Origin of the sequence: Providencia alcalifaciens, from assembly GCF_915403165.1 — a bacterium.
Lineage (GTDB): Bacteria > Pseudomonadota > Gammaproteobacteria > Enterobacterales > Enterobacteriaceae > Providencia > Providencia alcalifaciens_C.
The window spans coordinates 895,184-908,471 of record NZ_OU659204.1; the positions used below are offsets into that span (position 1 = coordinate 895,184).

The 13,288-nt window shown below is 38.4% G+C and carries 14 protein-coding genes; 10 read left to right on the forward strand and 4 right to left on the reverse strand.

Features of this window, described 5'->3' with window-relative positions:
* Positions 1 to 12 precede the first annotated feature (12 nt).
* The 3 genes from LDO73_RS03895 (at position 13) to LDO73_RS03905 (ending at position 2,468) form a co-directional block, all read left to right on the forward strand.
* Positions 13 to 399, forward strand: a complete 387-nt coding sequence (locus tag LDO73_RS03895; protein ID WP_224060280.1) for a thioredoxin family protein — start codon at positions 13 to 15, stop codon at positions 397 to 399.
* Positions 387 to 1,202, forward strand: coding sequence for a sulfite exporter TauE/SafE family protein (locus LDO73_RS03900; protein ID WP_224060281.1), 816 nt, complete (start codon positions 387 to 389; stop codon positions 1,200 to 1,202). Before LDO73_RS03895 ends, LDO73_RS03900 begins: the two co-directional genes overlap by 13 nt.
* A gap of 261 nt (positions 1,203 to 1,463) precedes the next feature.
* Entirely contained in the window at positions 1,464 to 2,468 is a 1,005-nt protein-coding gene (locus LDO73_RS03905) for a LacI family DNA-binding transcriptional regulator (protein ID WP_224060282.1), read from the forward strand.
* Positions 2,469 to 2,526: 58 nt separating this feature from the next.
* Here LDO73_RS03905 and LDO73_RS03910 read toward each other — a convergent pair whose 3' ends face one another.
* From LDO73_RS03910 to LDO73_RS03925, 4 genes are all read right to left on the reverse strand, one after another.
* Positions 2,527 to 3,498, reverse strand: coding sequence for an ABC transporter permease (locus tag LDO73_RS03910; protein ID WP_036954045.1), 972 nt, complete (start codon positions 3,496 to 3,498; stop codon positions 2,527 to 2,529).
* A 10-nt stretch (positions 3,499 to 3,508) separates the two neighbouring features.
* Positions 3,509 to 4,993: a sugar ABC transporter ATP-binding protein gene (locus LDO73_RS03915; protein ID WP_224060283.1), complete on the reverse strand. Its 1,485-nt coding sequence runs from the start codon at positions 4,991 to 4,993 to the stop codon at positions 3,509 to 3,511.
* 170 nt (positions 4,994 to 5,163) lie between these two features.
* Positions 5,164 to 6,024 (reverse strand): ABC transporter substrate-binding protein, encoded by an 861-nt coding sequence (locus tag LDO73_RS03920; RefSeq protein WP_423810883.1) that lies wholly within the window; start codon positions 6,022 to 6,024, stop codon positions 5,164 to 5,166.
* A gap of 175 nt (positions 6,025 to 6,199) precedes the next feature.
* On the reverse strand, positions 6,200 to 7,273 hold the full coding sequence (locus tag LDO73_RS03925) for a zinc-binding dehydrogenase (protein ID WP_224060285.1): 1,074 nt from the start codon (positions 7,271 to 7,273) through the stop codon (positions 6,200 to 6,202).
* A gap of 555 nt (positions 7,274 to 7,828) precedes the next feature.
* On the opposite strand from LDO73_RS03925, the gene LDO73_RS03930 reads away from it, so the two are divergent.
* The 7 genes from LDO73_RS03930 (at position 7,829) to LDO73_RS03960 (ending at position 13,254) form a co-directional block, all read left to right on the forward strand.
* The gene (locus LDO73_RS03930) at positions 7,829 to 8,389 is read left to right on the forward strand and encodes a LemA family protein (protein ID WP_224060286.1); all 561 of its coding nucleotides are present in this window, start codon (positions 7,829 to 7,831) and stop codon (positions 8,387 to 8,389) included.
* A gap of 21 nt (positions 8,390 to 8,410) precedes the next feature.
* The gene (locus LDO73_RS03935; RefSeq protein WP_224060287.1) at positions 8,411 to 9,454 is read left to right on the forward strand and encodes a hypothetical protein; all 1,044 of its coding nucleotides are present in this window, start codon (positions 8,411 to 8,413) and stop codon (positions 9,452 to 9,454) included.
* A gap of 1 nt (position 9,455) precedes the next feature.
* Entirely contained in the window at positions 9,456 to 9,998 is a 543-nt protein-coding gene (locus tag LDO73_RS03940; protein ID WP_224060288.1) for a LemA family protein, read from the forward strand.
* Positions 9,995 to 10,387: a hypothetical protein gene (locus tag LDO73_RS03945; RefSeq protein WP_224060289.1), complete on the forward strand. Its 393-nt coding sequence runs from the start codon at positions 9,995 to 9,997 to the stop codon at positions 10,385 to 10,387. Before LDO73_RS03940 ends, LDO73_RS03945 begins: the two co-directional genes overlap by 4 nt.
* Before the next feature lie 819 nt (positions 10,388 to 11,206).
* Positions 11,207 to 11,833 (forward strand): fimbrial protein, encoded by a 627-nt coding sequence (locus tag LDO73_RS03950; protein ID WP_224060290.1) that lies wholly within the window; start codon positions 11,207 to 11,209, stop codon positions 11,831 to 11,833.
* 75 nt (positions 11,834 to 11,908) lie between these two features.
* Entirely contained in the window at positions 11,909 to 12,568 is a 660-nt protein-coding gene (locus LDO73_RS03955) for a fimbrial protein (protein ID WP_224060291.1), read from the forward strand.
* A 35-nt stretch (positions 12,569 to 12,603) separates the two neighbouring features.
* A complete protein-coding gene (locus LDO73_RS03960) occupies positions 12,604 to 13,254 on the forward strand; it encodes a hypothetical protein (protein WP_224060292.1) in 651 nt (216 codons plus the stop codon).
* Positions 13,255 to 13,288: the final 34 nt, after the last annotated feature.

Below are 13,288 nucleotides of genomic sequence, written 5' to 3' on the forward strand. Positions count from 1 at the left end.
AAAGGAAGAAACATGCCCGCAGTTCCCCTTATTAGTAGCGATAATTTTAGCCGGCTGTTATCTGACCCGATGCAGCCGAGCGGGCAATGGGCGTTAATCTATTTTTATGCATCATGGTGCCAGCCATGTAAGACCATGCAGCCTATCTATTTACAACTCACGGATTACTTTTCTGATAATGGCCCGCATTTTGGTGGCAGTATAAATTTTGGTGGTCGTATAAATTTTGGAATAGTCGATATTGCCCAATCCCCGACAATAGCTCCTCAGTATGGAATTAAATCCGTGCCTTCCATTGCGCTTTTTCACGATTCTCGTCTCGTGGATTTAATGGCAGGGGAATTTCAACTTTCACCGCTAATTACCCAAATAGAAAATAGGCTGCTATGTTCACGTTAATATTAGAAGGCTTGGTGATTGGCTGCCTATTAGGATTAACGGGCGCTGGCGGCGGTATTTTAGCGGTTCCTGCATTGATGACATCTCAAGGATGGGGCGTCGCACTCGCTGCGCCAGTGGGATTATTGGCGATTACATTGGCGGCATTCATAGGTGTTATTCAAGGGCTTATTCAGCAGAATATTCGTTATAAAGCGGCTATTTGGATTGCGCTAATTAGCATTCCCACCGCTAAATATGGCGTTTATTTAGCAGAAATTATTTCACCCCAATGGCTGACTTTAGCATTTAGCCTCGTGATGCTGGTGGTTGCATATCGTGTTGTTTTTAATAAAATAATTAAAGATGATGATGCTCCGTGTAAAATAAATCAGCAGACAGGAAAATTTATTTGGAATATCAAAACGGCATCTATATTAGGGGGGATTGGATTAGTTGCCGGATTACTCACCGGTTTATTAGGCGTAGGTGGCGGGTTTATTATTGTGCCTGCGATGAAAAAGTTCACCAATTTAAATCTTAAAAGCATTATTGCCACCTCACTGATGGTGATATTCCTCATTGGCAGCATTAGTATTTCAATTAATATATTGAATGGCTTTGAATATCCACTAGAGGTGAGTACAACCTTTATTTTAGCCTGCGTTTTTGGGTTGATTTTTGGGCAATTTCTGATTAGCTATATCCCTGTTAATATTGTTCAGTCTATATTTTCATTGTTGGTTGTTTTTGTTTCATTTTATTTATTATATTCAATATTTGTTTTTATTAATAATAATGGGATCCCCAGTTTGTTAATATAATAATTTCATTTCCATTACTCATTTACTCGTGGGTTTTCAGTTGATTTACTTTCAAAACAATTTTTTATATTTGGCTTGATTCAAATTAAGAACATTAGGCATAAGGTGCTATTGATTTGATGTATAAGAAAGAAAACTGATTTATCTTCAATGATAAATAGGTATAATGGATTAATCGCAATTCTTATTCAGCAGCGACATCAACAGAACACGCCATACCCTACCAAATACAATAATCATTACAGGTTGACTAGCATAAATATGACTAAACAAGATAGTTCAACAACGATCATTGATATCGCCAAGCGCGCGAATGTGACGGATATTACGGTATCTCGAGCTTTTAATCACCCAGAATTGGTAAAAAAAGAGACGCGAGAAAAAATACTCGCTATCGCGCAAGAGTTAAATTATGTTCCCAATGTATTTGCACGGAATTTAAAGAATAAAAATAGCCGTATTATTGGGGTTGTCACGGACAGTACCTTTAACCCATTCTATGTGGTATTAATCCAGACGGTTTCTCGTTTAGCGAAAGAGAAAGGGTATCAGGTGATGATCTTTGATACCGATAGCGATGAAAAAGCCGAACAAACGGCGATTGAGACCTTAGTCAGCTATAAGGCCAGTGGAATTTTACTTTCGCCAGTACGTGACGATAAAGCCTATCAACCGAGTTATTTGTCGCTGATTGATCAGCATAAAGTCCCACTGGTTTTTGTTGACCGCTCTATTTATGGCAAAGATTACCCAGGGCTATTTTTGAAAAACTTTGAAATTGGGGCATTAACGGGTAAATATCTCAATCAGCAACGCAGTGAAAATACCTTAATTGTTTCAGGGCCTGAGCATTCTGAAATTAGTCTTTCACGTTTAGCAGGTATTTATGATCAATTTACCAGCCGTAAAAATATCCATGTCCTGTACAGCAGTTATATATTTAGTAAGAAAGATGAAGCGTATTTAAGAGAAAAAATAAAAGAACTCTATACACCAAATATGTATATCGTGGGATTAAACGGAATTATTACCGCGGGGATGTACAAAATCATTTCTGAACTTGGATTATCTTGCCGTTATTTTTCAGTGGACTTACCTCCTTATGCTGATACTTATCATTTATCAATTTCAGGCGTTCACCATGATTCAGTTTATTTAGGTAAGCGAACAGCGGAATTACTGTTTGCAGAGATAGAAGGTGGCTCAACGAAAGAAACTGGCTCCAAGCAAATTTTCGTCAATGGAAGACTGGTGACTTATGATTAAAAAAATAAGGATTTCATGATGAAATCCTTATTTATTGTTTTTTATCAAAGCGTAAAAATTAACGTTTCATTGAGCTAATTAAGGTTGCACCCCAGATAATTAAGCCTTTTACAATATATTGAACATACGGTGAAATACCCAACAAGTTCAAGCCATTATTCAGTACGCCTAAAATCATTGCACCGATCAATGTACCGATGATCATCCCGCGACCACCTGCGATAGATGCACCACCCAAAACCACGGCTGCAATGGCATCAAGCTCAAAACCTACACCGGCATTAGGCTGACCGCTCATTACGCGAGAGGTAAAAATCAGCCCGGCAAATGCCGCAGTGAAACCACTGATGACGTACACCAACATTTTGTAGCGCTCAACGCGGATACCACTTAAACGCGCTGCCTCTTCGTTACCGCCAATCGCATAAATATAGCGACCGAATGGAATATGATTAAGCACCACATAAAAAATTAGATACAGACCCAGCATTAACAGGATAGGTACCTGAATTCCCATCAATTCTTCACGTCCCCAAAAAGCAAACTCTTGAGGTAAGCCAGAAATAGGGTAGCCACCAGTGTAAATTAGCGCTAAGCCTTTCGCGATGATCATTGCGCCTAAGGTCACGATAATCGGCGGCATTTTACCGTAAGCAGTTAAAATTCCATTAATAAATCCAAATGCGATACCAGATAGCAGACCCAGTGCAATGGCAATGGAAGGGTCCATACCATAATATTTCATTAATCCAGCCATCAATGTACCGGATAGCGCCATAACTGCCCCAACGGAAAGATCGATCCCTCCGGTTAAGATGGCGAATGTCATCCCGATAGCAATGATTGCGTTAATAGAAACTTGGCGGGCAATAGTAGATAAGTTATTTACCGTTAAAAAATGCTCATTAAAAATGGACATACAAGCAAATAAAATAATTAACCCAACGAGAGGTAAAAATGCCGGTATCTTGGTTAATTTGGCAAAATTAAATTTATTCTTTGCCAGTGGAATTGTACTTTGGTTAGACATAGTCATGATCCTATATAATATTGCCGGCAGCATGTAACATAATTTGGGTTGAGTTAATCTCGTCCCCACTTAATTCAGCAGCAACTTCACCATCTCGAAACACCAAAACACGATCGCTCACGCCAATAACTTCAGGCAGCTCTGAGGAGATCATAATAATTGAGACCCCTTTTTCGGTGAGTGAACGCATTAATTGATAGATTTCTGATTTTGCTCCGACGTCGATACCTCGTGTAGGCTCATCGAAAATAAGAATTTTGGCTTGTTTATTCAGCCAACGTGCAATTACCACTTTTTGCTGGTTTCCACCGCTAAGTGTTGAAACTGCCGTATCTGCTTCTGGTGTTTTTACTTTGACTTGCGAAATTAAATCAAGAGATAACAAATGTTCTTTTTTATTTTGAATTAAGAACAGTTTTTGAGCGTGGTTATTTAGCCAAATATTCTCTTTAACTGAGAATGGCAAAACCAAACCTTGAGTTTTACGGCTTTCAGGTAAAAGTCCAATACCTAACTGGAGCGCTTGCGCTGCAGACTTCACTTTGACGTCTTTCCCCTCTAGAACCACTTTTTTCTTGTAGGCTTTATCTGCACCTATCATGGCGAGAATATTTTCAGTGCGGCCAGAGCCGACTAAGCCTGCAAGACCGAGGATCTCGCCTTTTTTCAATTGAATGTGGTTGGTTGGGCTAGAAGCAAACCGTTGAATTTGAGCATCGAGAATGATCTCTTGCTCATCAAAATGACGTTTTGGTGGATAGATATTTTCGACTTCACGACCCACCATCATTTCGATGATCACATCAAGGTCTGTGTCATCCACTTTGCGGGAGCCAATATATTGACCATCTCGCAATACGCTAATGGTGTCGCAGATTTCATAAATCTCTTCCAAGTGGTGAGAGATAAAGAACATGCCGACGCCTTTCGCTTTCAGGTCACGCATCACATCAAATAGGTGATTGGCTTCTTTGGGGGTTAATGTCGCCGTTGGCTCATCTAATACCAATATTTTGGCATCCAGAGAGAGCGCTTTGGCAATTTCCACAAATTGCTGTTCAGCAATACTTAAATGGCTAATGGGTTCATCAATATCAATATTAACGCCCAACTCAGAGAGGATTATCTGCGCTTTTTCACGCATAAGTTTTCTATCTAATAAGCCAAATTTATTTTTAATTTCCCGGTTTAAAAAGATATTTTCAAAAGCATTTAAATAAGGGATTAACGAAAACTCTTGGAAAATAATACCGACACCCGCTTTAATGGCATCACGATAATTATGGAAAGTGTGTTCTTCACCTTCGATAAGTATTTTCCCGCTATCTGGTTTATGAATTCCACACAGCACTTTCATTAGCGTTGATTTACCCGCACCATTTTCACCCAGCAGTGCGTGTACCTCTCCTTTTTCTAAAGAGAGATTAATATTATCTAGCGCCTTAACCCCAGGGAAAGTTTTACTGACATCTTTTAATGCTAACAATTGCATCATGTTGCTTCCCTTATTTTCTTTACCGCTTAAAAATGGGTAACAAAGCGAGTTGGAAAGATAAACGCTTTCCAATAAACAGAGTGTCATTCATTTTTATTAAGAGTATTGCGCCAGGGAATAATCCACAGACGCAATACTGAGTTCGACTTATTTACTTTATTAATCGCTGATTACCAATGGAAATCTTTAGCATTGGTTTTGTCGATTAACTTAACATCCAGAGGAACTTCTTTAGGCACGTTAGCTCCCCAGTGTTTTGCTAAGCCCATGGCTAAACCAATACGTACTTGGTCACGCGGGAATTGTGCGGAGGTCGCGATAAATGGCGAATTACCTTTGGCAATTTCAGCGACGGCTTCAGGGGAGCCATCAACACTCACCAGTTTCACATCACGACCCGCAGATTCGATTGCCGCTAATGCGCCTAAAGAACCCACATCGTTCACACTGAAGATACCATTCAAGCCAGGGTTAGCTTGCAGCATGTTTTCAGTGACGTTCATCGCAGTATCACGCTCTTGTTTACCATTTAATTTGGTCACAATCTTGATGTTTGGATACTCTTTCATGGCAGCTTCAAAACCACGAACACGCTCAAGGATTGGCACGACAGGGATACCATCAAGGATAGCAACTTCACCTTTACCACCTAACGATTCACCTAAACGTTTACCCGCCATTAGACCCGCTTCATAGTTTTTAGAACCCACGAAAGAGTCTATTGGGCCGTTAGCTTGCGCATCGATTGCAATCACCACGACACCCGCTTTTTTCGCTGCTAATACAGCGGTTTCTGCACCTACGCTATCTGCTGGGTTAATCAGCAGGATATCGATTTTCTTTTGCAGCATATCTTCGATATCGCTTGTCTGTTTTGAGACATCGTGAGCCGCATCGGAGATATAAAGCTGAGCGCCCATTTCACCCGTTGCGCTTTCTAAAGCCTCTTTCATGGTTACGAAATATTCGTTATTCAGTTCTTGAAACGACATTCCGACAGAAACAGGTTTTGCTGTCGCGTTAAAAGCCATGCCCAGTGTTAAAACGCTTGCTGCAACAGCTAACTTTTTAAATTTACTCAACATAAGATGTTCTCCTAAAGAGTCTTTAGTGTTATAGGGTACTGTTAATTTTATGATTATTAATGACTTACTTTAATTATGCTGATATTGCATTTCATTATATTGATATTGCACTAAAACAGCATTATGGCTTGATAACGACCTTGATAGAGTCCGCTGATTTCGCCATAACAAACGCCTCTTCCCAATCATCGATTGAGTAGAAGTGGGTAACGATATCGTCAGCACATACTAACCCGCGGCTAAATAGGTCAATGGCGACCTCGTAGCTGTAAGGGCCTAAGTGAGCACCTCTAATATCTAACTCTTTACGGTCACCGATAATTGACCAGTCTACGGTGGTTTCTTTACCGAAAACGCTGAACTCGACGAAGCGACCCAGTTTACGGATCATTTCTAACCCTTGAGTCACGCCGATTGGAGCGCCAGTCGCTTCGATATAGATATCGCAACCGTAACCTTCGGTCATCTCTTTAACCAATTTGATTGCATCTTCTTTCAGTGGATTAATTACCACATCAGCGCCAAATTTCTTCGCTAATTCAAGGCGTTCATCGATAGCATCGATAACGATTAATTTTTTCGGGGTTTTGAGTTTTGCGACTTGGATCATGCACAGACCCAGTGGACCCGCACCTGCGATAACGACAACGTCATTTAAATCGATATCACCGCGGCGAACGGTATGGATGGCGCAGGCCATTGGCTCGATTAATGCGGCATCTTTTTCTGAAAGCTCATCAGGGATTTTGTGAATAATGGCACGTTCAGAAAAACGCATATATTCAGCCATCCCTCCATCGGCAACCTCTTTTTGAAAGCCATAAATATCGTGGGTTTCGCACATCCAATATTTGCCTGACTTACAGAAACGGCACTCCCAGCAAGGCACGATTTGTTCCGCTAAAATACGATCGCCCACTTTTAGACCATATTTCTCACCAGAACCTTCGCCCAGCTCAGCAACACGTCCGTAAAATTCGTGTCCCGGTACGACAGGGGCTTTGATCCATGGGTTTTCACCCCAGAACATTTGAGCGCCATCATTCGCTTTACAGTCACCTGCGCAGATACCGCATCCGTCGACTTTAATGACCACTTCACGAAACCCTGGTATTGGTCTTTTAATCGCTTCAAAGCGGTAATCATGGGGACCATGACATACAACAGCTTTCATTTTTTCAGGTAGGGTACTCATATTCTAATAACCTCATTCTGGATGTTGGCTATAATGTTGACGTCAACATTTAACGTTGCTTTTGTAACTAAACCGTTCTCTTTGTAACGCTTGACGGCTAAAAATAATAATGGTGTGAGAAAAGTGATGCTCTATTGTTATAAATAAATTGTTTGGTTTTTAATATGACGACGTCGTCATTTTTGAGAGATGCTAAATAAAAAAGTGATAATTGTGATTCAAATCCTATTTTTTATTTAAAAACTCTTTTGTTTATGAGGTTTGTTTGACAGATAAAATGCAAACTATAGTGGATGCGATGATTTTCGAATGAGTATAATTAGTTTCGTTATTTTCAGAAGTGAAGAATCTTTGAAAAAACATTTCAGCTAACACTTTAAGGTGAAATTTGAATTAGTTTGCGTCATTAATGTGATCACGATCGATTTAGTGTGGCGTGTAAATCTCTATTAATCCTTTTCTTTGCTATTTTTCCGATTGAATAAAAAGTGTTATCTCGATAACTTAAATTAAATACCTCAGCATTAATGATTTTTTTAATTAAAAGGCATAAAAATGGCAACGACAATGATTGTTCTTCTAGTTTTACTGTTTATTTTAGCAGGATGGGGAATTTCTATTTATAACCGCTTGGTGAGCACTCGGAATCAAGTGAGCAATCAATTTGCCAATATTGATGTGATTTTAAAACAGCGCGCTGACCAAATTCCCCAATTAGTCACGATAGTTGAAAAAGCCATGGAGCATGAAAAAGCGTTATTTACCTCATTGAGTGATGCTCGCCAGAATTATTTTAGCGCTAAAAATGTGAATGAAAAAATAGCGGCATCGAATGAAATGGATAAGGCACTAAAAAGCCTCGTCGCGGTTGCTGAAAACTACCCAACGCTAATATCGGGAGAGCAATTTACCCAATTACAAATTGCACTAAGCGAAGTGGAAGATAAAATTGCTCAGCGTCGTGAAGGCTTTAATGATGCAACAACACAATACAATACGGCGATCCAAATGTTCCCAGATAGTCTTTTTGCCAGTATTTTTGGTTTTACTGCATTGCCTTTATTGGAAATCTCCGAGGCTGAGAAAAAATATGATGGTATTCAATTCAAATCGTAATCACCGTTAAAGGTATCATCAGTGAATATCTACTATTTTCTAGGTGCCGCATTGGGCGGCATTCTTTTTTATTTAGACAGAAAATTTTCCAAAAAGCGTAAATTAAATTGGGGCGTTATTCTTTTTACCTCGGTGCTATTTGGGGCATGGGAAACTATTTCGCCAAAACCTGGCGAATACGAATACTACTTTTTCTATGCAGTAGCTGTAGGGATGGCTTTTGCAGCTAGTCGCATTGTCGTTGGAATAACGCAAAGCGCTTATAAAAATTATCAACGGTTGCAAAAGGAAGGCTCCTCAAAATTTACCGCATTATTAAAAACCCTTGTTGGGACTGCATTAGCAGGATGTTTAACCATGGGGTTTTTTATCGACATTCGCCTCTTTTTTGTGGCTTTCGTCTTATTATTTGTTTTCAGTTTTATTCAAAATACCCCCGAAAAACGCTTTCTAAAGTTTCAAAAGAACCTCGCTACTTCAAAAATTCGCTCAATTGCGATGGGACTCGTGGAAGTAGAAGGGAAAATAACATCAGGAAAGGAAGTCAAAAGTAAGTTGGGTAATCGAAGCTGTTACGGTGCTTTCTATTACGAGTACTCCATCTCTACGGATAAAGAGGGTAAAAAAAGTTATACCCTCAGAGATAGCAGCGCACAGTTATATAATTTCACCATTACGGATGATACTGGCTCAGTTAATGTGATTTGTGACCCAGATTATTTTGTCCACACCGGGTTATCCCCCCATATGGATTATGAAAGTGGCAATCGTCGTTATAAAGAGTATTTGCTTGAAAGCGGCATGAGTTACTTATTGATTGGTTCGGCGGACAGTGAGAATGGCAAAGTGGTGATCACCCGTAAAGCCCCTCATATGTTATTAGGTGTTTCGCCATCAGATTATGTGACTAGCTGGAATAAATCTGCGCCGATGCGTCGGAATATCGGGGTGACAGCAATGATTGCAGCTATTTTGATTGCGTTAATATTAATGACGCCAGTGAGTTATCAAGATGGGTATTTAACGCTCCATTTTAACCAAATTTCGTTATCTGACAGTGAATGATATGAATCAGATTATCTTTTGGATCTTTGTCGCCGTGATAGGCACCATTTTGGTTCGCTATATTGTGGGGATCTACAACAATATTATTTTCTTGAAAAATAATTGCGAAAAAGCGTTTGCCAATATTGATGTGCTTCTAAAAAAGCAGGCAGATCTAATGCCTCAATTGACGGTGGTTGCAGAAGGGGCAATGACCCATGAAAAGCGTTTAATTAGTGAATTACTGCAAAGTCGTCAGCACTATTTATCCACGCAACAGCTCGATGTTAAAGTGGATTCCGCAAACCAATTTCGCTCACATTTAAAACCGATTTTTTTACTGGCTGAAAAATACCCTAAGTTGATTAGCCAGCAGGCGTTATTAACATTACAAGCGTCAGCAAAAGGGCTTGAAGACCAAATTGCGGATCGCCGTGAATTTTTTAATCAAACGGTCACGTTATACAACACCAATATTCGCCTTTTCCCGAATCTCATTTTTACGCTCTTATTCCGTTTTAAGGATATTCCCTTGCTGTATCTTCAACAGGAGTCTGCATCATGATCACAATTCCTTTTTCATGGTTTGGTTTCACCGATTGGTTGGTAAATAAAGGGGAACCGGGGTTGATCGTGATGTTTGCCACATTTGGAATGATCCCAGCCTGTATTGTTTTCACATTGGTGATGAGAATGATCGGGATGAAGAAATTTATCGCCCCCGTGGCATTAGGCATGATTAGCTCGATGTTTATCAGCATGATGGTGCTTATTCCACTGTTATTAATCTTTCGCTTTGGTGATATTCCAAAAGCGATGTTGGTTTGGATGGTCGTTCTGGGAAGTTGCATTGTCTTTTTCCTAATGAATATGAATTACATTGAGATTTGGTCATCAAGCCGAGAAGACAAAAAGAAAAAGAGTGTGACGGTGAGAAAGAAACGGAAAAAATAAAAAGCGGTTTTTTACTATTGCTTACATTATATCTGACTGTTTTATAGCGCAGGTCAAAAAATAAATTATTAAACTGTTAGACAATGGCTTTATGATCCACCAACTAAAAATGAGTTACTAGGATAAAATGTAATGGCAAATAGCTACTGTCATATATAGATAGTTAAAATATGACAATTAAAAAAGATAGAAAGATAAAGCCACTATTATAACTCTTCATTGGTGTAACAACTTGGTTATGATTTTGGTGTAACTTAACAAGTTTGTATAGTTTCTTTAGTTTACTGTTTATAAGTGTGAATGGCTCGTTAAATTATTTATTTCTATCTTATTGATTTTTAATTAAATAAAAACATCACTGTCTTTATTTGTCAATAATCGATCTTTTATTTTTACTCTGTATGTGTGTTAAATTGTAATTCTTCACTAATCGGAACAAATAAAAAGTATATTTGATATAAAAAGCTGTATTTGCATTCTTTTTATGACGATTCTAGGTTTAAATATATTCAATGGATAATCTTAAAACGAGTAATTGAGTTTACTTATTTATTTTCTATGATGAAACATACTGAAATACTTTGTAATAAAGCAAAGTTGAATAATTTGCTTTATTTAGGCTAATTCAAATCCTAAAAATATATGCTTATAATAGCTCCATCGAGTTAATTAGGCTGATGAGATTCATTAGCATTAAATCGATATTGAAAATAAATAAAACCAACTAAATATCTAAAATATTCTTGTTTTGAATTTAAAGTTCAAATAGGAGGGGTTTTATTCGTTTAAATATTATTTATATTTTATAGGACTTATTTCATGTTTAAGAAAACCATAATTGCATTATCTTTAATTTCTGCTTCAAGCGCGACATTAGCAGCGGCACCCGTTGCTAATTTAAAAGTCACAGGTTCAATTACACCACCAACCTGTACTATTAAAGGACAGAATGAAGTTGACCTAGAATATGTATTTGATGTGTCACCTGGAATGTTCCCTGTTTCTGGTAATTTAGGACTTGACGCAAAAACAAATAGCATTGAAGTAATTTGCGATGCAGCGACTTATTTAACCTTCTCTTCAACTGATAACCGTGCAAGTTCTGTATTAACCGCGGGTGCTGCTAACTTTGGGTTAGGTTTATATGATACGGATAAAAAAGTTGGTTTATATACTATCCAGATGAAGAATGCGACAGTCAAAGCGGATGCAGCAAGCGTGGCTCAAGCCGTAGGGGTTACCAATGGTACGACTTATGGAACCGCATTATATGTTGATAAAACGAAAAAAATGGGGTGGGCAACAGCGGTGAGCACATTAAGATCAGGGCAGATTTTTGCAGCAGACTTTGATGTTCGTCCAACATTGAATGCAGCCTTAAAAACAAGTTCGGGTGATGCGAAATTAGATGGTCATGCAACATTAGCATTTGCTTTTTCTCTCTAATTTTTTAGTTGAAATTAATTTTATAATTGAAATGAATAGATATAATCTTATATCTATTCATTATGGAATTGAACGATGATTAAAAAAATAACACCATTAATACTATCGACTGTATTAATATCTCCAGTTGTATTTGCTAATACAACTGCAAATATAAAAGTATCAGGTGAAGTTAAAAAACCAACTTGTTTAATCAATGGAAATGAACAGTCAGATGTTATTTTCGAACTGGCAAAAACATCGCCAAGATATTTGAGCCAAACAGTATATACGGTATTACAATCACCGGTTAAAAAGAATGTCACTGTGACTTGTGATGCGGAGACATATTTAACCTATCGGGCAACAGATACATATCAAAATACGCCATGGCCTACAGCATCTGGCGATAGCTATTTTTTCATGGTGCATTCGGATAGTCCAGATAAACCCGTCGGTGCAGTGATGTTTGCGGTTTCTGATGTCACTATTGATTCTAAAACTGCTTTTATTGCAAGTGATGGTGTTACAGCAAATGATTCTATCATGACTAAAAAAATACTTAATGGTTTTGGCACAAAGAGCTCAACAATATTCGCCAATAAATTAACAGCAGGAAAAGTATTCTCTGCAGATTTTGTAACAACCAGCGTTTATCTTAGTTCAATCAGCCAATTAACGGCAGCCGGGATCGATTTAACGTCTAATGTTGATTATCAAGCAGAAGCTGTGCTGGCTTTTAACTTTGGTATTTAATTAAATTCGAATGAGATGTGTTTCTTGGGGAATATATGCGTTTATTTGTCACTCCAGTAACTAAAGCTACATTGTTATTGACATATTGTAGTCTGTTTTTTAGTGAAGCAGTTTATTCGCATACTTTTCAAAATAGAAATATTATTGAACAGGTTGAGTCCCCACCTACGTGTGAAATCGTTATCCCTGATGGCGGGCAATATCAGTTTAATCAATTGCATGCTCGCCAGTTTAATGCAGCTAAAGCGACGGAAATACCCGAGATTACCAAAACATGGCAAGTATCGTGTAATACGCCAACTCAACTGCTTGTTCAATTCTCGGATAACCGAAGTGATTCATCACAGTTGGGAAACGAAGATTACTTTGGACTAGGGAAAGTGAATAATCAAGGGCGATTAGGGAATTACCAGCTGATACTAAACCAACCTAAAGTGGATGGCCAAGTGGTTGGGATCGGTGCAGTGGATGGCGCAGGACCATTTCAGCGTATTCAAGGAGCAGTCTTAAAAGGGAAAAAATACGCATGGTTTACAAATGAAAACGTATTATCCAGTGGGAAAAATTTCACCGTTAATATAGCCGTTAAGCCTATATTAAACAGCCTTAAAGAGACCAATGGCCCAATTATTGAGGCAGTGGAATTAGATGGTAGTGCAGATATTATATTTTCATTTGGAATATAGTTTTAATTCTTAGTAATTTATATTGGAAATAAAA

Bases quoted from the DNA above. Each gene is read 5' to 3' on its own strand.
- LDO73_RS03895 (WP_224060280.1), top strand. From the start codon at position 13: ATGCCCGCAGTTCCCCTTATTAGTAGCGATAATTTTAGCCGGCTGTTA.
- LDO73_RS03900 (WP_224060281.1), top strand. From the start codon at position 387: ATGTTCACGTTAATATTAGAAGGCTTGGTGATTGGCTGCCTATTAGGA.
- LDO73_RS03905 (WP_224060282.1), top strand. From the start codon at position 1,464: ATGACTAAACAAGATAGTTCAACAACGATCATTGATATCGCCAAGCGC.
- LDO73_RS03910 (WP_036954045.1), bottom strand. From the start codon at position 3,498: ATGTCTAACCAAAGTACAATTCCACTGGCAAAGAATAAATTTAATTTT.
- LDO73_RS03915 (WP_224060283.1), bottom strand. From the start codon at position 4,993: ATGATGCAATTGTTAGCATTAAAAGATGTCAGTAAAACTTTCCCTGGG.
- LDO73_RS03920 (WP_423810883.1), bottom strand. From the start codon at position 6,024: ATGGCTTTTAACGCGACAGCAAAACCTGTTTCTGTCGGAATGTCGTTT.
- LDO73_RS03925 (WP_224060285.1), bottom strand. From the start codon at position 7,273: ATGAGTACCCTACCTGAAAAAATGAAAGCTGTTGTATGTCATGGTCCC.
- LDO73_RS03930 (WP_224060286.1), top strand. From the start codon at position 7,829: ATGGCAACGACAATGATTGTTCTTCTAGTTTTACTGTTTATTTTAGCA.
- LDO73_RS03940 (WP_224060288.1), top strand. From the start codon at position 9,456: ATGAATCAGATTATCTTTTGGATCTTTGTCGCCGTGATAGGCACCATT.
- LDO73_RS03945 (WP_224060289.1), top strand. From the start codon at position 9,995: ATGATCACAATTCCTTTTTCATGGTTTGGTTTCACCGATTGGTTGGTA.
- LDO73_RS03950 (WP_224060290.1), top strand. From the start codon at position 11,207: ATGTTTAAGAAAACCATAATTGCATTATCTTTAATTTCTGCTTCAAGC.
- LDO73_RS03955 (WP_224060291.1), top strand. From the start codon at position 11,909: ATGATTAAAAAAATAACACCATTAATACTATCGACTGTATTAATATCT.
- LDO73_RS03960 (WP_224060292.1), top strand. From the start codon at position 12,604: ATGCGTTTATTTGTCACTCCAGTAACTAAAGCTACATTGTTATTGACA.